This is a genomic window from Roseicella aerolata (assembly GCF_020523605.1).
Lineage (GTDB): Bacteria > Pseudomonadota > Alphaproteobacteria > Acetobacterales > Acetobacteraceae > Paracraurococcus > Paracraurococcus aerolatus.
Genome location: NZ_JAJAQI010000009.1, coordinates 121,567 through 140,479, shown reverse-complemented (window position 1 = coordinate 140,479; position 18,913 = coordinate 121,567). Strand labels below are relative to the sequence as shown.

Annotated in this window: 16 protein-coding genes; 5 read left to right on the top strand and 11 right to left on the bottom strand. The window is 69.3% G+C overall.

The annotated features are described in order from the left end of the window. Nucleotides 1-107: 107 nt before the first annotated feature. From LHA35_RS08180 to LHA35_RS08160, 5 genes are all read right to left on the bottom strand, one after another. Nucleotides 108-1,694, bottom strand: coding sequence for an ABC transporter substrate-binding protein (locus LHA35_RS08180; protein WP_226606830.1), 1,587 nt, complete (start codon nt 1,692-1,694; stop codon nt 108-110). A 504-nt stretch (nt 1,695-2,198) separates the two neighbouring features. Then, nucleotides 2,199-3,164 carry a D-2-hydroxyacid dehydrogenase family protein gene (locus LHA35_RS08175; RefSeq protein WP_226606827.1) on the bottom strand — a complete coding sequence of 322 codons (966 nt, stop codon included), beginning with the start codon at nt 3,162-3,164 and terminating at the stop codon, nt 2,199-2,201. A 181-nt stretch (nt 3,165-3,345) separates the two neighbouring features. Further along, a complete protein-coding gene (locus tag LHA35_RS08170; RefSeq protein ID WP_226606825.1) occupies nt 3,346-5,166 on the bottom strand; it encodes a heavy metal translocating P-type ATPase in 1,821 nt (606 codons plus the stop codon). After that, nucleotides 5,166-5,615 carry an acyl-CoA thioesterase gene (locus LHA35_RS08165; protein ID WP_226606823.1) on the bottom strand — a complete coding sequence of 150 codons (450 nt, stop codon included), beginning with the start codon at nt 5,613-5,615 and terminating at the stop codon, nt 5,166-5,168. Before LHA35_RS08165 ends, LHA35_RS08170 begins: the two co-directional genes overlap by 1 nt. Then, nucleotides 5,612-6,514 (bottom strand): ABC transporter substrate-binding protein, encoded by a 903-nt coding sequence (locus LHA35_RS08160; RefSeq protein ID WP_226606821.1) that lies wholly within the window; start codon nt 6,512-6,514, stop codon nt 5,612-5,614. The genes LHA35_RS08165 and LHA35_RS08160 overlap by 4 nt, the downstream gene beginning before the upstream one ends. A gap of 212 nt (nt 6,515-6,726) precedes the next feature. On the opposite strand from LHA35_RS08160, the gene minC reads away from it, so the two are divergent. The 3 genes from minC to minE all read left to right on the top strand — a co-directional run bounded on the left by minC (nt 6,727) and on the right by minE (nt 8,779). Beyond that, nucleotides 6,727-7,503: a septum site-determining protein MinC gene (gene minC, locus LHA35_RS08155; RefSeq protein WP_226606819.1), complete on the top strand. Its 777-nt coding sequence runs from the start codon at nt 6,727-6,729 to the stop codon at nt 7,501-7,503. 150 nt (nt 7,504-7,653) lie between these two features. Next, nucleotides 7,654-8,475 carry a septum site-determining protein MinD gene (gene minD, locus LHA35_RS08150; protein ID WP_226606817.1) on the top strand — a complete coding sequence of 274 codons (822 nt, stop codon included), beginning with the start codon at nt 7,654-7,656 and terminating at the stop codon, nt 8,473-8,475. 1 nt (nt 8,476) lies between these two features. Further along, entirely contained in the window at nt 8,477-8,779 is a 303-nt protein-coding gene (gene minE / locus LHA35_RS08145) for a cell division topological specificity factor MinE (protein ID WP_226606815.1), read from the top strand. On the opposite strand, the gene LHA35_RS08140 is transcribed toward minE, so the two are convergent. Then, the gene (locus LHA35_RS08140) at nt 8,776-9,657 is read right to left on the bottom strand and encodes an FkbM family methyltransferase (RefSeq protein ID WP_226606813.1); all 882 of its coding nucleotides are present in this window, start codon (nt 9,655-9,657) and stop codon (nt 8,776-8,778) included. The genes minE and LHA35_RS08140 overlap by 4 nt on opposite strands. Nucleotides 9,658-9,846: 189 nt before the next feature. Here LHA35_RS08140 and LHA35_RS08135 point away from each other — a divergent pair, with 189 nt between their 5' ends. Further along, nucleotides 9,847-10,959, top strand: a complete 1,113-nt coding sequence (locus LHA35_RS08135; protein WP_226606810.1) for a serine hydrolase domain-containing protein — start codon at nt 9,847-9,849, stop codon at nt 10,957-10,959. A gap of 41 nt (nt 10,960-11,000) precedes the next feature. On the opposite strand, the gene LHA35_RS08130 is transcribed toward LHA35_RS08135, so the two are convergent. The 5 genes from LHA35_RS08130 to LHA35_RS08110 form a co-directional block, all read right to left on the bottom strand. Beyond that, nucleotides 11,001-11,450 (bottom strand): DoxX family protein, encoded by a 450-nt coding sequence (locus LHA35_RS08130; RefSeq protein ID WP_226606808.1) that lies wholly within the window; start codon nt 11,448-11,450, stop codon nt 11,001-11,003. Between the two features lie 271 nt (nt 11,451-11,721). Beyond that, a complete protein-coding gene (locus LHA35_RS08125; protein ID WP_226606806.1) occupies nt 11,722-13,260 on the bottom strand; it encodes a SpoVR family protein in 1,539 nt (512 codons plus the stop codon). Further along, entirely contained in the window at nt 13,257-14,561 is a 1,305-nt protein-coding gene (locus LHA35_RS08120) for a YeaH/YhbH family protein (RefSeq protein ID WP_226606804.1), read from the bottom strand. Before LHA35_RS08120 ends, LHA35_RS08125 begins: the two co-directional genes overlap by 4 nt. 27 nt (nt 14,562-14,588) lie before the next feature. Next, nucleotides 14,589-16,535 (bottom strand): PrkA family serine protein kinase, encoded by a 1,947-nt coding sequence (locus LHA35_RS08115; RefSeq protein WP_226606802.1) that lies wholly within the window; start codon nt 16,533-16,535, stop codon nt 14,589-14,591. A 687-nt stretch (nt 16,536-17,222) separates the two neighbouring features. Next, nucleotides 17,223-18,014, bottom strand: coding sequence for an SDR family NAD(P)-dependent oxidoreductase (locus LHA35_RS08110; RefSeq protein WP_226606800.1), 792 nt, complete (start codon nt 18,012-18,014; stop codon nt 17,223-17,225). A 132-nt stretch (nt 18,015-18,146) separates the two neighbouring features. Between LHA35_RS08110 and LHA35_RS08105 the strand changes: the two genes are divergently transcribed. Next, nucleotides 18,147-18,902 (top strand): tyrosine-protein phosphatase, encoded by a 756-nt coding sequence (locus LHA35_RS08105; RefSeq protein WP_226606797.1) that lies wholly within the window; start codon nt 18,147-18,149, stop codon nt 18,900-18,902. Nucleotides 18,903-18,913: the final 11 nt, after the last annotated feature.

Here is an 18,913-nt window from a genome sequence, read left to right as displayed (position 1 = left end):
GATGGGCGTGAACGCCCGGGAGCGAGACTCTGCTCTGCGATCAAGGACCTGCAGCGGATCCGCGTTCGGCTCTGAACGCCGATCCGCGGTAGCCCGGTGCGGGCGCGCTAGGCCCGCCTTATGCCATAGAACAGCGCCACGCCCTTCAGCATCCCCTCCAGATCCGAACGCAGCGCCGTCGGCGAGAAGAACTGGCCGAGCGGCACATAGGGCACCTGATCGAAGGCGACACGCTGCATCTCCCGCCCGATGCGCGCCCGCGCGGGATCATCCGGCGCGTCGAACCAGGCGTTGCGCAGTTCCTCCAGCCGGGGGACGGTCGGCCAGCCGAAGATGGCGCTGCGGCCATGGCCGCGGATCAGGTTGTTCGCCGCCGGGTTCACCTGCGCGCTGCCGGCCGTCCAGCTCACCATCATGTTCCAGCCGCCCTGGGCCGGCGGGTCCTGCTTCAGGATGCGCTGCGTCACCGTGCCCCAATCGGTCGCCACGTAATCCAGGTTCACGCCGGAGCGCCGCAGCATGTCGCCGCAGACCTCGCTCATGGCATTGATCACCGGGAAGTCGGTCGCGGCCAGCAGGTTCACGCGCTCGCCCCTGTAGCCGGCTTCCTCCAGCGCCCGCTTCGTCGCCGCGGCGTCGAGCGGGTTGCGGAAGGCCTCCAGCCCCTCCTCGCTTGCCATGATCGAGCCGGGCGCGAAGAAGCCATAGGGCACGTGCCAGTATTTGCGGTCATCGCCAGCCGCCGCGGTCATCGCATCCACCTGGTTCGTCCCGCGCAGGATGGCGCGGCGGATGGCGGGATTGTCGAAGGGCGGATGCAGGCAGTTGAAGCGCAGGAAGCCGATCGAGCCATTGGGATCGAGGATATCCACCTTGATCCCGCGCGCCCGCTGCAGCGGGCGCACCAGGTCGATCGCCGGCAGTTCCCACCAGTCCACCTCGCCACGCTGCAGCGCCGCGCTGGCCGTCGCGCCGTCCGGGATGGTCAGCCACTCCACCCGGTCGAAATGCACCTGCTTGCCGCCGCTCATGTAGCTCGGCGCTTCCTCGCGCGGGCGGTAGTCGGCGAAGCGCTCATAGATATTGCGGCTGCCCGGTACCCGCTCGCCCGCCACATAGCGGAAGGGACCGCTGCCGATGATCTCCGGCACCGCCTGGGAGGAAGGCAGGCCCGCATGCCGTTCCGGCATCATGGCGCAGAGATGCGTGCCCACCTTGGCCAGCGCATCCGGCAGCAGCGGGAAGGGCTTCTTCAGGCGGAAGACGATGCGGCGGTCATCCGCCGCGGAGAGTTCCTCCGTCGCCGCCCAGAGCGCCTGGCCGAAGGCGTCGCGCGTCGCCCAACGCTTGATGGAGGCGACGCAGTCGCGCGCGCGCACGGGCTCGCCGTCATGGAACCGGAGCCCCTCCCGCAGGGTGATGGTGGCCCGCCTGCCATCCTCCTCGACGAGCGGCATGCCTTCCGCCATCTGCGGTCGTGCCTTCAGCTCCGCATCCCAGCCATAGAGCGTGTCATAGACCATCAGCGCATGGTTGCGCGTGACGAAGGCGACGGAGTGGATCGGGTCCAGCAGCGCCAAGTCGGCCTGGGGCACGAAGCGCAGCACGCGCCGTCCGGCAGTGCCCTGCGCGGCGGCGAGGCGGGGTGCGGCCAGCGCGGCCCCCATGGTGGCAAGGAGACAGCGTCGGCGCATGGCACATCCCTTCCGGCGACGGGAAACAGGATGCTGCGGTGCGCCAACCGTCGCCGTCAAGCACCAGCGGGGCAGGGCGTCGCGGCCTGCATCCGCCGATAACCTGATGCGGGACGATCCGTTGGTCCTGCCCGGATCAGTGCGCGAGAAGCGCGAGGCTGGCGCGAGCGTCCTGCGCCGGAACGCTGCAATCCTGCCCTGCCCACCCGGGTGACGGCGATGGATGCAGCGCCTGCGACGCCCGTTGTGCAGGCAGTCTCGCCGGCACATGCACAGCATACGCCGTGCATCATCTCATGAACTGTCGGTGCATGCCGGAGGTCGGGACGCAGGATCCGCAAGGGAAGGCCGGGCGGCCGGCACCCCATGCCGGCACCGGTGCGCCATGCGGCGCCGCCGATTACCTGTACAGAGCGCGGGCGCAACCGCGATGCCGGCCCGCCCCCGGGGAGACTTGGCGGTCCGCCATCGCGCACCCGCCCGGTGCCTGCCGGGCCGGGCTGCTCAGCCGGCGCGCAATTCCCGCACCGGCTGGCCCGCCAGATAGCCCTCCACCGCCTCCACGGCGCCCTGGAAATAGGCGCGGTAATTCTCCTCGGTCACATAGCCCAGATGCGGCGTCAGCACGGTGTTGGGCGCCGAGAGGATCGGGTGGTCCTTCGGCAGCGGCTCCTGGTCATAGACATCGATCCCGGCGCCGGCGATCCGGCCCGCCTTGAGCGCCGCGATCAGCGCGGCCTGGTCGATCAGCGGGCCGCGGCTGGTGTTCACGATGACGGCCGTGGATTTCATCTGCGCCAGGTCGCCGGCGCCGATGATGCCGCGCGACCGCTCCGAGAGGATCAGGTGCAGCGTCACCACGTCCGACTCGGCAAGCAGCCGCTCCTTGCTCACCGCCTCGGCGCCGGCCGCCGCGGCCTTCTCCGGCGTCAGGTTCTGCGACCAGGCGATGACCCTCATGCCGAAGGCGGCGCCCACCTTCGCCACCCGGCTGCCGAGATTGCCGAGGCCAAGGCAGCCGAGCGTCTTGCCCTCCAGCGTATGACCCAGCGCCACCTGCCAGCGGCCCTCGCGGAGCGCCGCCTCCTGCTCCGGAATGCGGCGCATGAGGGAGAGGATGAGGCCCCAGGTCAGGTCCACCGTAGGGTGGGCGAAGGAGGGGGTGCCGCAGACCGTCACGCCGCGCTCGGCGCAGGCTTCCAGGTCGATGCTGCGGTTCCGCGCGCCGGTGGTGATCAGCAGGCTGAGGTTCGGCAGCTGCTCGATCAAGCTGCGCGGGAAGGGCGTGCGCTCCCGCATCGCCAGGATGGCGTCGAAGGGCGCGAGACGGGCGAGGAGGGCGGCGGGGTCGGTGAGGGTGTCGCGGAAGACATGGATCTCCAGGCTTTCCGGCAGCCGGTCCCAGGGACCCAGGCGCAGGGTCACGCCCTGATAGTCGTCGAGGATGGCAAGACGCTTGAGCGCGGGCATGGCGTTCTCTCCCTGAACATGGTGTGTCGCGTCATGGCCGGGCCCGGCCCGGGCATCAAGACGGGTGGCAAACAGGACGGCTCGCCTCCCGCACCCGGCAGGGCCGGAAGCCTCGCGGGGGCGGCCTGCCAGCCGTTTCGAGGCGACTCCACCCTAGTAGCGCCCCGTGACGTGGCGGGCCTCAGATCCGCAGCGCCCGGAGCGCGTTCAGGATCACCGCGACGTCGATCGCTTCCTGCAGCAGCGCGCCCTGCACCGGCGTGAGATATCCCGCCGCCGCCGCCAGCATGCCGAGAACCGACAGCCCGATGCCGACCGCGACGCTCTGCAGCGCGATCCCCCGCGCCCGGCGGGCGATGCGCATCGCCTCCGCCAGCCGGTCGATCCGGTCCACCAGCACCACCGCATCCGCCGCCTCGGCGCTGGCCGCCGCGCCACGGGCCCCCATGGCGACGCCGATATCGGCCGCGGCCAGGGCCGGCGCGTCATTGACGCCATCGCCCAGCATCAGCACGGGGCCGCCGGGCTTCTCCCGCAGCACGGCCGCGACCTTCTCGGCGGGGCTGCGCTCGGCCAGCACGGCATCGACGCCGAGGCGCGCCCCGACCGCTTCCGCAACGGCTGCACGGTCGCCGGAGAGGAGCACCACGCGACGGATTCCGGCGGCACGGGCGGCCGCCAGCATGGCCTCGGCATCGCCGCGCAGCGGGTCGGCGAGCACCAGCAGCCCGGCCGGCGCGCCGTCCACCGCCACGCAGACGCGGAGCGACCCGGGGGGATGGTCACTCACCGCCTCCATCCCCGCCCAGCCATGCGAAGCGACGAAGCCGGGACCGCCGAGCGCGACAGCGCGGCCCTCCACCCTGCCGGCGATGCCGGCGCCGGCTTCCTCCCGCACGGCCTCCGGCGTCGCCAGCGGCAGCCCGGCCTTGCGCGCCGCCTCGACCAGCCCGGCGGCAACCGGATGGGCCGAGGCCTGGTCGAGCGAGGCGGCGAGGCGCAGCAGTTCCCTGGGATCCAGGCTGCTGGCCGGGCGCGCCTCCAGCAGCCGAACCCGCCCCTCAGTCAGGGTGCCGGTCTTGTCCAGCAGCAGCACGCGGACGCGGGCCAGCATCTCCAGCGCCGCGCCGCTCTTCACCAGCACGCCGGCGCGGGCGGCGCGCGAGAGGCCGGCGATGAGGGCGACCGGCACGGCGAGGATGAGCGGGCAGGGGGTGGCGACCACCAGCACGGCCAGCGCCCGGCGCGGATCATCCGAAGCGAGATAGGCGGCGGCAGCGATGGCCAGCGTGACGGCAAGGAAGCCCAGCGCCCAGCGATCAGCGAGCCGCGCCATGGGGGCCCGGCTGGCCTGGGCCTGCTCCACCAGCCGGATGATGCCGGCGAGCGTGCTCGCCGCCGCCTCCCGCTCGGCCTCCAGGTCGAAGGCTTCGCCGGCATTGGTGCTGCCCGAGAGGACCGGGTCGCCCATGGTAAGCGTCACGGGAATGGATTCGCCGGTCAGGGCGGAGGTGTCGAGCACGGCGGGGCCGAGGGCGCGGCCATCGACCGGCACCACCTCCCCCTGGCGGACCAGTACGCGGTCGCTAGGCTGCAGCGCCTCGACGGGCACCTCCTCCAGCCCCGACGGCCCGTGCCGCGTGGCCCGGCGCGGCTGGCGCGCGAGCAGGGCCGTCATCTCCCGCCGCGCCCGCTCCCGCGCAAACTCCTCGAGGAAGCTGCCGCCTGCGAACATCAGCGCAACGACGGCACCGGCCAGTTCCTCCCCCAGCGCCAGCGCGCCCGCCATGGACAGGGCGGCGAGCAGATCCAGCCCGGCATTGCCGTGGAGCAGCCCCTGCACGATGTCCCGCAGCAGCACGGCGAGCACAGGCAGCGTGGCGAGGGTGAGCACGATCGGCGCCGCCTCCGGCGCCAGCCAGCGCAGCAGCAGGCCAAGGGCGAGCCCCGACCCGGCCCAGGCAAGCAGGGCAAGCCGCAGCCGGTGCTCGTCCCGCTTCATCAGCCCGGTCGCATCAGCAGGCGTGTCGCTGCCTCCCGCAGCCGGGCGGGCACCGGCACGGTCCGGGTCTGCTCGGCGCGCGCGACATAGACATGCACGAAATGCCCCTCGGCGCTCGCGCGCTCCTCCTCGTTGCGGAAGATGCCGAGCTCATAGCGAATGGAGGAGGTGCCGAGCCGGCCGCAGCGGATGCCGCAGGTGACGAGGTCGGGGAAGGAGATCGGCGCGAAGTATCGGCACTGCGTCTCGACCACCAGCCCGACCTCCGTGCTGGACTCGAGATCGAGCACCTGGTTGGCGATCAGGAACTGCGCCACCGCAGTGTCGATCCAGCTGTAATAGGTGACGTTGTTGACATGGCCGTAGACGTCGTTGTCCATCCAGCGGGTCGGGATGGTGGTGAACCAGCGGTAGTCGGCGCGGGTGCCGATGGGGGTCTTGCCGCTCACGAGAGGGCCTCCTCGACGATGGCGTTATCGATGCAGGCCTCGAAGGCCGGGATCCGGGGGATGGCGCCGGAGGCGAGCATAGCGGCGCCGAGCCGGTCGAAGGCCTCCCGCGGGAAGAGCGGCCCGGCATCCCAGAGGTTGAGCGCCTGGTAGCGTGCAATGGCGCGGACGCGGTGGGAGGAGGGGACATCCGGGAAGCGCGGGGCGATGCGCTCCGCCACCTCGCCCGCCGGTGCCTCCCGGATGAAGGCCAGCGCCTCTGCCATGGCGCGGATCATCGCCATCAGCGGTGCGCGCTTCGCCGCAATTCCGGCCTCGGTGGCATAGAAGGCGGTATAGGCGGTATGGCCGCGGCTGGCCTGGGCGTGCCAGAGGGCGCCGCCGGCATCCTCCACCCGGCAGGCGAAGGGCTCGAACATCTGGGCGAGGTCGAGCCTGCCTTCCGCCACCGCCTCGGCATTCTCGGCCATGGTCCGGCCGTTCACGATGGTCAGGGCGGACCAGCCCATGCCGCGCTCCGCGAGATCGCCACGCAGGCACCAGACCGGCGTCGGCACCTCGGAGACCAGGCCGAGGCGGAGGCTTGGCAGGTCCTGCAGGCGGAAGCCCGGGCGCCTCTCCCCGCCCATCAGCAGAAAGGGGTCGCGCATCACCACGGCGCAGAAGCTCCGCAGGGCGCAGTCGGGGGTCGTGGCGCGCAGCAGCATGGGGCGCATCGGCCCGCTCCAGGCCAGGTCCGCCTCCCCGGCCAGGAGCTTCGCGCAGGCCGCGTCAGGGGTGCCAGCGGTCAGCATCCGCACATCCACGCCCTGCCGGGCGAAGGCGCCGAGCGACTCGGCAAGGTAGAAAGGGGCGTAGAACAGCGCCCGGAAGGGCTCCAGCAGGGTGATCTGGTGCAAGACGGGCTCCCGACTCTTCGCAGGCATTATCCTTGGCTGCGGCGATCCGGCGAGTCCCGGCCGGCATTGCGCAGCTGAATCGAGCCGAGGGCCGCAATGGTATGCATTCGGGCTTCGCCGCTCGCGGCAGCGCTGCTATGCACAGGATACGGCGCGCGCCTCCCGCGGGCCGGAGGCTTCCCCCGACCCGCGATGGCCGACCCGAGAGCGCCTTGAGCAGCCAGACCCTTCCGGAAACCTTTAGGCTCCGCGCCGGCAACTTCAACCTGCTGGTGCTGCGGCTGCTCGACCCGCGGCCTGAGACGGTGCTGCCCGCCCTCGGCGATCAGTTCCGCCGGGCGCCGGGCTTCCTGCGCTTCGCGCCCATCGTCATCGGCCTCGCCGATCTCATGGCGGCCCCGGAGGAGGTGGATTTCCGCGGCCTGATCGAGGGGCTGCACGCGCTGGAGATCGTCCCGATCGGGACCACCGGCGGCAGCCCGCAGATGCGCCAGGCGGCGACAGCGGCCGGCCTGCCGCCGCTGCGCGCCGTCGGCGGCCGCGATTCGGAGACCGAGTTGCCGGCCGGAAGTGCCGCACCGGCGCCCGCAGACGCGGCGCCGCAGGCCGCACCGCCCCCTCCGGCCGCCCCTGCGACCCCGCAATTCCAGGGCAGCGGCCGCAGCGCCCTGCTGGTGAGCGAGCCGGTGCGGTCCGGCCAGCGGATCTATGCGGAGGGCGCCGATCTCATCGTGACCGCAACCGTCAATCCCGGCGCGGAGGTGATCGCGGACGGCCATGTCCATGTCTATGGCGCGCTGCGCGGCCGGGCGATCGCCGGTGCGCGGAACGATGCCGAGGCGCGGATCTTCGCCTTGAATTTCGACCCCGAGCTGATTGCCATCGCCGGCTTCTACGCGGTGCGCGAAGGGCTTGGGGAAGCGCCGATCGGCCGGCCCACGCAGGTCCGGCTGGACGGCGAGGAGATGCGGTTCGGGCCGCTCGGCTAGGGGGCTGGCGATGGTGCCGGGTGGGTACGCTCGGGGCGATCGCCGGCTCAGGGGATGACCGGATCCAGGGCGCGCCGGCAATGTCCGGAGCGCCCCGGGCCGGGGCGGGCCGGGGCCCGGACGGGGAGCGGGTGCAGCAGGGGGTTGTTCATGGCGCAGGTGATCGTCGTCACATCGGGCAAGGGGGGCGTGGGGAAGACCACGACCAGTGCCGCCATCGCCACCGGCCTCGCGCTGGCGGGCAAGAAGACAGTGGTGATCGATTTCGATGTCGGCCTGCGCAACCTTGACCTCATCATGGGGGTCGAGCGGCGCGTGGTCTTCGACATCGTCAATGTCATCCAAGGCGAGGCGCGGCTGAACCAGGCCCTGATCCGCGACAAGCGGGTCGATGGTCTTGCCATCCTCCCGGCTTCCCAGACCCGGGACAAGGACGCCCTGACCAAGGAGGGCGTGGCCGAGATCATCGAGGAACTCGGGAAGGACTTCGACTACATCCTCTGCGACAGCCCGGCCGGCATCGAAAAGGGCGCGCTGCTCGCGCTCTACTTCGCCGATCAGGCGATCGTGGTGACCAACCCGGAGGTCTCCTCGGTCCGCGACTCGGACCGTATCCTCGGCGTCCTGCAGTCGAAGTCGAAGCGGGCGGAGGAAAAGCGGGACAAGGTGAAGGAGCACCTCCTCGTGACCCGCTACGACCCGAACCGGGTCGAGCGGGGTGAGATGCTGAAGCTCGAGGATGTCCGGGAGATCCTGGCGATCCCGCTGCTGGGCGTGATTCCGGAGAACGAAAGCGTCCTCCGCGCGTCCAATACCGGCATGCCGGTGATCCTGGATACCGAGAGCGTCGCAGGTCAGGCCTACAAGGATGCGGTCGGCCGCTTCCTCGGCGAGGAACTGCCGCACCGCTTCCTGGAGCCGGACAAGAAGCCCGGCCTGCTGCGCCGCCTGTTCGGAGGGAGGGCTGCCTGAGATGAGCTGGCTCGACTTCTTCCGCGCCAACCGCAAGCCGGAGCCGGCCTCCGCCACCCAGGCGAAGGAGCGGCTGCAGATCGTGCTGGCGCATGAGCGCATCGGCCGCACCCGGGAGGATTTCCTGCCGCGGCTACAGCAGGACTTGGTCGCCGTGGTGGCGCGCTATGTGGCGATCGACCCAGGCAAGGTGAATGTCGCGCTCGACCGCGGCGGCGACATCTCGACGCTCGCGATCGAGATCGAGCTGCCGGGAGCAAAGCCGGCCTCGGCCGGGGCTTCGGCCGAGGCCGTCCGGGCCTAGGCGGGCTCGTCCTTCGCCAGCCAGAGCAGGACGCCGCCACTGCCAAGCGCCTCGGCGGGCGTGCAGGGCCGTGCCTTGCCGTCGGGGTGCAGCCGCCGCAGCGGGAAGCGGGCGGCGACGCGGTCGAGGAAGGCGGCGGGCTGGGCACAGCGCGCCGGGTCGAAGGCCATGAGCAGGCGCAGCCCGGCTCGCTCCGCGAGCAGGTGCTGCATGCCGTCCCAGGCCGCCTCCTGCGCGTCACCGACATCGAGCCGGACGACATCGGCCGGCACGGCCAGTTCGTCCAGCGTCCGGCCACGGACCAGCACGGTGGCGCGACCTTCCGACGGCCGCTGCCCGGGATCCGAGGCCAGATCCTGTTTCAGCAAATGGGCATCCATTGGGCTGTTCGGCGGCACCACCAGCCGCAGCAGCCGGCCCCCGGCCGGGGCCAGCGCGGCTTCCTCCACCGTCACCCGTTCGGCGTAACCATTCAACGCGACGTTCCGGCGCAGCAGCGCGGCGCTCTGCGGGTTGGGCTCAAGCGCCACCACCCGGCCGCCGGCGCCGACCAGATCGGCCGTGAGCAATGTAAAATAGCCGATGCAGGCGCCGGCATCGACCACCGTCTCGCCGGGCCGCAGGTTGCGGGCCAGGAAGCTGGTGGTCCACCACTCCCAGTAGCCATCAAGAGCGAGGTGTGGCGCGAGGGTGAGGTCGGCCGCGTCGAGGAAGAGCTTGTAGCGGCCGAGCACGCGGCAGAGCAGCAGGTTGCCGGCAAAGGGCGTGGCCCCGGCGAGGGCGCGGATCGCCGCCTCGGTCGGCACCCGCGCACCCGCAGCGAGGCGCGCCGTCGGCAGCAGCCGAAGCCGCGGCGGACGGGGACGGAGTATGGCCATCAGCCGTGCGGAGAGGCCGCCGGCGAACCGCGGCGCTGGGGTGCTACTGCCCTGCGGCATGGATGAATCACTCCGGCTTCAATGACTGCCCGGCGCCGCGGGCCGCGCGTTTCTAGAGCATATCGCGCGGCGGTGGAAACACTCGACGACCCCTCACATCATCCCCGGGGAGCGGGTAGGCTGGCCGGCATGTCCGACATGACAACCATGCCGTCCCATCCGGCGCTTCTCCCCGAGGTCCCGCCCGAGGCTGTCGGCCTCGACCCGGACCGGATCGCGGAGGCGGTGCGCTTCGCCCTCGCGCATGAATCGCCCTGGCCGCACGACATTCGCGCCCATATCGAGGCCGGCTTTTTCGAGCCGCCGCCCGACAATGCCATCCTCGGGCCGGTGAAGCCGCGCGGCGGGCCGAACGGGCTGATCCTGCGGCGCGGCCGGTTGGTCGCGCGCTGGGGCGACACGCGGCAGGTGGACATGACCTTCAGCGTGGCGAAGTCCTACCTGGCGATCCTCGCCGGGATCGCGCTGGGGGATGGGCTGATCCCCGACCTCGATGCACGGGTTGCGGAGACGGTGGAGGATGGCGGCTTCGAGGGGCCGCAGAACGGCCCTGTCACCTGGCGGCACCTGTTGCAGAACACCTCCGAATGGGAGGGGACGCTGTTCGGCAAGAGCGACCTGATCGATCGCGGCCGGAACCTGCAGGTGGAAGGGCAGGGGAAGAAGGGCCTGCCCCGGCCCTTGCACCCGCCGGGGCAGTACTGGGAATACAACGAGGTCCGGGTGAACCGCCTTTCCCTCGCGCTGCTGCGCCGCTTCGGCCGGGCGCTGCCAGAGGTCTTCGCCGAGCGGGTGATGCGTCCGATCGGCGCCTCCGCCGACTGGTCCTGGCTTGGCTATGAGACGAGCTGGGTCGAGGTCGGCGGACGTCGGGTGCAGAGCGTCTCGGGCGGTGGCCATTGGGGCGGCGGTGTCTTCATCCATGCCGAGGACCAGGCGCGGATCGGCCAGCTTGTGCTGCAGGACGGGGTCTGGGCAGGGGAGCGCATCCTGCCGGAAGGCTGGGTCGCGCAGTGCCGCACCCCCTGCACGCTGAACCCGCATTACGGGCTGCTCTGGTGGCTGAATACCGGGCGGACCCGCTGGCCGAGCGCGAGCGCCGAGAGCATCTGCTTTTCCGGGGCCGGCGGGAATGTCACCTGGGTGGACCCGGCAGCGGAGACGGTCGCCGTGCTGCGATGGGTTGATGCGACGAAGCTGGATGGCTTCATGGCGGCGGTCGGGGCGGCGCGCCGGGGCTGATCGCCGACCCGCGCCTGCCTCCCAATGCGCGCGCGGCGGGGTCAGATCCGGCCGCGCGCCTCAATCGCATAGCGGCCTGGCCCGACCAGCGCCAAGACGCCGAGGCCGCCGGCGATGGCGAGGTTCTTCAGGAAATTCGAGAGCTGGGCGAAGTACTGGCCGAACTGCGTTGCCTGGTCGAAGGTCCAGAAGCGGTGGCCGATGAAGGCGCTGGCGATCGTGAAGACCAGCAGCCCGAGCGCCGCCCAGCGCGTGCCGATGCCGAACAGGATCATGAGTGGCAGCACGATCTCGATCGCCACCACGACCCAGACCATGGCCGCTGGCATCGGCAGGCCGAGGCTGCCGAAATAGGCGGCGTTCCGGGCCGGGTCGATCAGCTTGTAATAGCCAGCGACGAGGAAGAGCGCGACGAGCAGGATGCGCGCGACCAGCAGCCCGGCATCCAGCCCGGGCGTGCGGTCATTGAGGCGGGAGATGTCGGACACCATGGGGGGCAGCCCTTCCGGAATGGCCGCCCAGCCTGGACCGCATCCTATGCGGATCGGAAATGGCGAGGGCGTGAGGAACGGTGCCGGCGCTGGGTTGACGCTGAGCGCCTGGTGCCGAGATCGCTTGCCGGTCCGATACACGTCACCGCTGGCCCACGACCAGCAACACCCCGCAGCGGATCGCGTCCAGGTCTGAACGCCAATTCGCCGCAGGCCACTGATGGCAGGCTGAAACCGCGCCCCGGGGCGCTCATCCTTTCCGCGGCGGGATCTAGCGCGGTGGGCTCACTGCATGCTCCCGCAGGCTGGCGCCGCTGGTCGGGTCCACCTCCCGCAGCAGCACGTCATAGCTCCAGAGGCTGGCGAGATGGCGCAGCACCTGCCGCGCCTCCTGCTCCTCCAGCAGCCTTCCGCCAGCGACCCGGTGCTCCAGGATCAGCTTGCGATCGCCGCCGAGATCGACATCCACCACCTGGATGTCCGGGTCCGTCCAGGCCGGATCGTATTGCCGGGCGAGTGCGCGGCGAAGGCGGCGGTAGCCCCGTTCGTCGTGCATGGCATCCACCCGCAGCACGGGCTGGCCACTGTCATCGACGATGTGGAACAGCCGGAGCTTGCGCATCAGGGCCGGGCTGAGGAATTGCAGGATGAAGCTCTCGTCCCGGAACTCCGACCAGCCATAGCGCAGCACCGGCATCGGGTCGCCGCAACCGGCGAAATCGGGAAACCAGTCGCGATCCTCCTCGGTCGGCTCGCGGCAGATGCGCTCGATATCCTCCATCATGGCAAAACCGAGCGCGTAGGGGTTCATCCCGGAATAGCGCTGGTCGTCGAAATCCGGCTGCATGATGACGGAGGAGTGGGAGTGCAGCACCTCAAGCCAGTTGCCGTCCGAGATGCGGCCCTGCTCATGCAGCCGGCCCAGGATGCGGTGGTGGGTATAGGTGGCGCAGCCCTCGTTCATCATCTTGGTCTGGCGCTGCGGGTAGAAATATTGCGCCACGTTGCGGACGATGCGGAGGATCTCGCGCTGCCAGGGGGCAAGCCGCGGGGCGGACTTCTCAAGGAAATAGAGGATATTCTCCTGCGGCAATTGCAGCAGGGCGCGGCGGCGTTCCTCCTCCGTCCGGGTTGCGGGCTGGGCCGCCTTTTCCGGCAAGGTGGACCAGAGGACATTGTACATCCGCTCGTCATGCTCGCGCCGCTCGCGCTCCCGCTTCTGCTCGGAAAGCAGGTCGGGGGCGCGGCGACGATGGCGGTGCACGCCGTAATTCATCAGGGCGTGGGCGGAGTCGAGCACCCGCTCCACCGCCATCTCGCCATGCTGCTCCTCGCAGGCCTGGACATAGCCGCGGGCGAATTCGAGGTAGTCGAGGATGCCCTTGGCATCCGTCCATTGCCGGAAGAGCTGGTTGTTCTTGAAGAAGTGGTTGTGGCCGAAAGCGGCGTGGGCGATGACGAGCGCCTGCATCGTCGCCGTGTTCTCCTCCATGACATAGGAGACGCACGGGTCGGAGTTGATGACGATCTCATAGGCCAGGCCGCGCAACCCCTTGCGGTAGAGCGACTCGTGCTGGGCGAAATGCTTGCCGAAGGACCAGTGCCGGTAGAAGAGCGGCAGGCCGGTGCTGGCATAGGCATCCAGCATCTGCTCGGCGCTGATGACCTCGATCCGGTTGGAATACCAGTCGAGGCCAAGCTCCTCCCCCGCGATCTCGGCGCAGGCGTCATGCACCCGCATCAGCGTGTCGAAGTCCCAGTCGGCGCCCTTGTAGAGCAGCCGATCCTCGGGCTTGGCGATGACATTCATGCGCTGGCCCCCTCGACCACGCCGCGCTTGGCGAAGAGTTCGCGGAAGACCGGGAAGATCTCCCGCCGGTGGCGCACCTTCTTCATGGCCAGCGGTGCGCCGGCATTCACCAGCGCCTCGTAGGTGCGCCAGAGATCGGTCGGGCCGCGCGGGAAGCCTGGGATGCCGTGCTCGCCCTCGCGCCCCACCTCGATATAGGCGTAGTACTGGCAGGCGGGCAGGATCGTATCGACCAGCAGCCGCGCCGTCTTCTGGCTGTCGCCCGCCGCGTTGTCGCCATCCGAGGCCTGCGCGGCGTAGATATTCCACTCCGAGGGCGGGTAGCGGTCGGCCACCACCTTCCGCATCTCCTCCAGCGCGGTCGAGACCAGCGTGCCGCCAGTCTCCCGGCTGTGGAAGAAGGTCTCCTCATCCACCTCGGACGCCTCATGCGTGTGGCGAATGAAGACGATCTCCACATGCTTGTACCGGCGCTGCAGGAATATGTAGAGCAGCGTGTAGAAGCGCTTCGCCAGATCCTTCATGTCCTCGGTCATGGAGCCGGAGACGTCCATGAGGCAGAACATGACGGCCTGCGCGACAGGTCTCGGCACCGGCTCGAAGCGCCGGTAGCGGACATCGATGGGGTCGATATAGGGGATGCGGCGAGTGCGCAGCAGCTGCCGCTCCAGTTCAGCGCGCAGCGCCAGCACGCGCTCGGCATGCTCGGGCTGGCCTTCCAGCGCGGCGATCTCCTCCTCCAGCGCCTGCACCTCCTCCGGCTTCGGGCGCTTGAGGGCGATCCTGCGCGAGAGGCTGTTGCGCATGGTGCGGGGGAGGGAGAGGTTGGCCGGCGACCCGCTAACGGAATAGCCGGCCCGGTGCCAGGCCGGGTCGGCGCCGTCCACGAGGCGGCGCTTCGCCATATCCGGCAGTTCGAGGTCGTCAAGGAAAAGGGAGAGGAATTCCTCCCGCGTCAGCACGAATCGGAAGGCGTCCTCGCCCCCGCCATCCGGCGAGCCCTCCGAGCCGCCGCCACCGCCGCCGCCGGGCGGGCGGGGGATCTCGTCCCCCTCCCGGTATTCCTTGTTGCCCGGCAGGACATGGTCGCGGATGCCGCCGGAACCCAGATGGAAGCTGGGCTCCCGGATGCCGTGCAGGGGGATGCTGACCTCGCCCCCCTCATCGGCCGAGCGGATGTTGCGTTTCGCGGAGGCGTCCCGGACCGCCTCCTGCACCAGGGCTTTCGCCCGGCGCAGGAAGCGCTGCCGGTTCGGAAGGCTTCTGCCGCTGGGATTGAGGCGGCGATCCAGGATCTGCATGCAGCGGCCTGCCTTCGGGTTCTGCGGCTAGCCGGCCTGCTTGACGCGCATGTACCACTCGACCAGCCGTCGTACCTGTCTCTCAGTATAGCCTCGTGCGGTCATCCGGGCCACGAATTCCCCGTGCTTCTTCTCGGTGTCGCTGTCCTTCTTCGAGCCGAAGCTGATGACCGGCAGCAGGTCCTCGACCTGGCTGAACATGCGCCGCTCGATCACCTCCCGTATCTTCTCATAGGAGGTCCAGGAGGGGTTCTTCCCGCCCCGGTTGGCTCTCGCCCGAAGGGCGAATTTCACCACCTCGTTCCGGAAGTCCTTGGGGTTGGCGATGCCGGCCGGCTTTTCGATCTTGGTCAGCTCCTGGTTCAGCAACTCCCGGTTCATCATCTGGCCGGTGTCAGGGTCCTTGAAGTCCATGTCCTCGACCCAGGCATCGGCATAGGCGACGTAGCGGTCGAACAGGTTCTGGCCGTAGTCGTTGTAAGATTCGAGATAGGCCTTCTGGATCTCGTTGCCGATGAACTCGGCATAACGCGGGGCGAGTTCGCCCTTGATGAACTCCAGGTAGCGCTTCTCGGTCTCGTCCGGCAGCTGCTCCCGCCGGATCGATTGCTCTAGCACATACATCAGGTGCACAGGGTCGGCGGCGATCTCGGTCGTGTCGTAGTTGAAGGTTGCCGCCAGGACCTTGAAGGCAAAGCGGGTGGAGGCGCCATCCATGCCCTCGTCCGGCCCTGCCGCGTCGCGATACTCCTGCATGTTCTTTGCCCGCGGGTCGGTCTCCTTCAGGCTCTCGCCGTCATAGACCCGCATCTTGGCGTAGATATTGGAGTTCTCGTGCTTGCGCAGGCGGCTCAGCACGCTGAACCGCGCCAGCATCTCAAGCGTCGCCGGCGCGCAGGGCGCGGCGGAGAGCTCCGAGCCGCGCACCAGCTTCTCGTAGATCCGCTGCTCCTCCGTCACCCGCAGGCAGTAGGGCACCTTGATGACATAGATGCGGTCGATGAAGGCCTCGTTGTTCTTGTTGTTCTTGAAGGTCTGCCACTCCGCCTCGTTGCTGTGCGCCATGATGATCCCCTGGAAGGGGATGGCGCCGATATTCTCCGTGCCGATGTAGTTGCCCTCCTGCGTCGCGGTCAGCAGGGGGTGCAGCATCTTGATCGGCGCCTTGAACATCTCGACGAATTCCAGGATGCCCTGGTTCGCCCGGTTCAGGCCGCCGGAGAAGCTGTAGGCGTCCGGGTCGTTCTGCCCATACATCTCCAGCTTGCGGATATCGACCTTGCCGACCAGGGAGGAGATGTCCTGATTGTTCTCGTCGCCCGGTTCGGTCTTGGCGACCGCGATCTGCCGGAGGCGGGAGGGGCGGACCTTCACTACCCGGAACTTGCTGATATCGCCGCCAAACTCGTCCAGGCGCTTCAGCGCCCAGGGGCTCATCAGCCCGGTCAGACGCCGCCGCGGGATGCCGTAGCGGTCCTCCAGCATGCCACCCAGCCGCTCCGGGTCGAAGAGGCCGAGCGGGCTCTCGAAGACCGGGGACATCTGGTCGCCGGCCTTGAGCACATAGACCGGCTCCTGCTCCATCAGGGCCTTGAGGCGCTCGGCGAGCGACGACTTGCCGCCGCCAACCGGCCCGAGCAGGTAGAGGATCTGCTTCCGTTCCTCCAGGCCCTGGGCGGCATGACGGAAGAAGCCCACGATCCGTTCGATCGTGTCCTCCATGCCGTAGAACTCGGAGAAGGCAGGGTAGATGCGGATGGTGCGGTTGAGGAAGATACGTCCCAGGCGCGCATCCTTCGCGGTATCCACCACCTCCGGCTCGCCGATCGCCTTCAGGATGCGTTCGGGGGCGGAAGCGTAGCAGCCCGGGTCGGATTTACAGGCCTCGAGGAATTCGGCGATCGACATGTCCGATTCCCGCCGCGACTCATAGGCCCGGGCGTAATCGGCGAAGATGTCCTGCATGGTGTCCATCGGCGGCCCCTGATAGCGCTGCCACGAATGCGCAACGCCGACAGCATGGGCTTTGCCACCGACGATGGCGGTAAACTTTTATTGCTGCGTCGCACTGCGCCCCTGTAGAGTGCAAATCACGGCAGGGCGAGGCGGTGCGCGTGATGCGGCAGACCGCCTGAGCATCCATGGCGGACAAATCATGGTTGGGCTCTGCGGACTTCCGTCACAAATGAACGGAGCCTTCCCTTGTCAGTGGCTTCATGCCGGCCATGTACGAGGTCTTGGCCATGTTTCAGGCAAGCCCTGCCTGTCTGGGCGGCGTCTGCGGTCTCTGTCACATTTCCTAACACTCACGCCTGGCCGAAACGGGCGCGGCAGGTGCGTCGCCGCACAGCCTGGGCTAAGGATCGGGATTCCGTGCCTTTCCCAGAAGCGAGCCGGTAGGGCTGGCTCCAGCGCCGGGATTTGCGTCGGCTTCAATGACGGGAAGGTTTAAAGGGCCCGGGAGTTCCCGCACCGGCACCGGCTTGGTGTGGCATTTTTGTGCTGAAATGCTGGGCAGTGCGGCCGCGAGGCGGCTGGCGCTGGTTCTCGCGGCGCCACTCCTCTCGCGCGGGTGTCGGAGCGGCCAATTGGTGGTGGAGGGTGCCCGGCCCTTCGCGGGCACCCTCCGGCTATCGGGCTACGGAGGCGAGCCGCAACTGATCATTCCTCGGCATTGGCCGGGCTGCCTGCCAGCACGCCTCCATCAATCACGATGCTCTGGCCGGTCATGAAGCTGCCCGCCGGGCTGGCCAGGAAGATGGCGGCGCCGGCGATCTCGTCCGGCTCGCCGATCCGCTTCAGCGGTGTGTCCTTGGTGCGCTTCTTGTAGTTCACCGGCTCTTCCCAAAGGGCGCGGGCGAAATCGGTGCGGATCAGGCCGGGGGCGATGCAGTTCACCCGGATGTTCTTCGGCCCCCATTCGCAGGCGAGGTTGCGGGCAAGTTGCAGGTCCGCTGCCTTGGTGATGGCATAGGCTCCCAGATTGACCGAGCCGCGATAGCCGCCGATCGAGCTGACGATGACGATGGCGCCGCCCCCGCGCTGCTCCATGGAGGGGATGCACATATGGCTGAGCCACATGTTCGACTTGACGTTGGTCGCCATCATCTTGTCGAAGATCTCGTCCGGAATGCCCATGGCCGGCCCGAAATGCGGGTTGATGGCGGCATTGCAGACCAGGATATCCACGCCTCCCCACCGGGCGATGGTCTCGTCCGCCAGCGCCTGGAGTTCCGGCTTGCGGCCGATATTGCAGGCGAAGGCGAAGGCCTCGCCGCCCTTGGCCTTGATGCCGTCCACCACCGCCTGGCAGGCATCCAGCTTGCGGGAGGAGACGACTACCTTGGCCCCGTGTTCCGCCATGCGCTCCGCGATCGCGCGGCCGATGCCGCGGCTGCCGCCGGTGACGATGGCGACCTTGCCGGAGAGGTCGAACAGGGATGAGCCGGGCATGGGCGCTTTCCTCCGTGGATGTCTTGGGCGGTGAGTCTCCGCAACCCGTCCCGCGGGCGTCAACCCGGAGCGGGGCGATTTCTGCGCCTGGCTGCGCTACAAGCGAGGGGACCAAAGGAGAGAGACGCCGCCGTGACAGCTGCCTTGCAGGATCTGCCCTATGCCATCCCGCTGGAGGGCGCCTCCAACCTCCGTGACCTCGGCGGGTGGCAGGTGGCCGATGGCCGGCGGGTGCGGCGTGGGCTGATCTACCGCTCCGCAACCCTCGCCAACCTCACCGAGGCCGATCTGGCCCGGGTCGCCGCCCTCGGCATCCGCACCGTCTGCGACCTGCGGGGGGTGCGCGAGTCGGAATTGCGCCCCTCCCGCCTGCCGCCCGCGGCGGAGCGCATCCACCTGCCGATCGAGCCGACCGTCGGCGCCTCGCTGCGGGATCTGCTGCTGCGGGAGGAATCGACGGGCGAGGATGTCGTCTCCCTGCTGCGGCGCGCCTATCTCGACTACCTCGCGGGCTTCCTGGATGTGTACCGGCGGATGTTCGCCCTGCTGCTGGAGCCGGGGCGGACGGCGCTGCTGTTCCACTGCTCGGCGGGCAAGGACCGCACCGGGGTGGGGGCGGCGCTGCTGCTGACGGCGCTGGGCGCCACCCGGCAGACGGTGCTGCAGGATTACCGCGCGACCGACCGGATCTGGCGCCGCGACCACTCCCTGCCGGAGGGCACGCCCAAGCCGCTGGCGGATGCGCTGCTGTCCACCCATGCCGAACTGCTGGAGGAGACGCTGGACCGTGCCATCGCGGCGCATGGTGGCCTGCCCGTGCTGCTGGAGCAGGGGCTCGGCCTGGATGCGCCGCGGCTCAGGACGCTGCGCGACACCTACCTGGAATGACCGAAGGGGCG

What these genes read in the sequence shown, in the direction of transcription:
- LHA35_RS08180 (WP_226606830.1), bottom strand. Translation starts at nt 1,694, where the DNA reads ATGCGCCGACGCTGTCTCCTTGCCACCATGGGGGCCGCGCTGGCCGCA.
- LHA35_RS08175 (WP_226606827.1), bottom strand. Translation starts at nt 3,164, where the DNA reads ATGCCCGCGCTCAAGCGTCTTGCCATCCTCGACGACTATCAGGGCGTG.
- LHA35_RS08170 (WP_226606825.1), bottom strand. Translation starts at nt 5,166, where the DNA reads ATGAAGCGGGACGAGCACCGGCTGCGGCTTGCCCTGCTTGCCTGGGCC.
- minD (WP_226606817.1), top strand. Translation starts at nt 7,654, where the DNA reads ATGGCGCAGGTGATCGTCGTCACATCGGGCAAGGGGGGCGTGGGGAAG.
- minE (WP_226606815.1), top strand. Translation starts at nt 8,477, where the DNA reads ATGAGCTGGCTCGACTTCTTCCGCGCCAACCGCAAGCCGGAGCCGGCC.
- LHA35_RS08140 (WP_226606813.1), bottom strand. Translation starts at nt 9,657, where the DNA reads ATGGCCATACTCCGTCCCCGTCCGCCGCGGCTTCGGCTGCTGCCGACG.
- LHA35_RS08135 (WP_226606810.1), top strand. Translation starts at nt 9,847, where the DNA reads ATGTCCGACATGACAACCATGCCGTCCCATCCGGCGCTTCTCCCCGAG.
- LHA35_RS08130 (WP_226606808.1), bottom strand. Translation starts at nt 11,450, where the DNA reads ATGGTGTCCGACATCTCCCGCCTCAATGACCGCACGCCCGGGCTGGAT.
- LHA35_RS08125 (WP_226606806.1), bottom strand. Translation starts at nt 13,260, where the DNA reads ATGAATGTCATCGCCAAGCCCGAGGATCGGCTGCTCTACAAGGGCGCC.
- LHA35_RS08120 (WP_226606804.1), bottom strand. Translation starts at nt 14,561, where the DNA reads ATGCAGATCCTGGATCGCCGCCTCAATCCCAGCGGCAGAAGCCTTCCG.
- LHA35_RS08115 (WP_226606802.1), bottom strand. Translation starts at nt 16,535, where the DNA reads ATGGACACCATGCAGGACATCTTCGCCGATTACGCCCGGGCCTATGAG.
- LHA35_RS08110 (WP_226606800.1), bottom strand. Translation starts at nt 18,014, where the DNA reads ATGCCCGGCTCATCCCTGTTCGACCTCTCCGGCAAGGTCGCCATCGTC.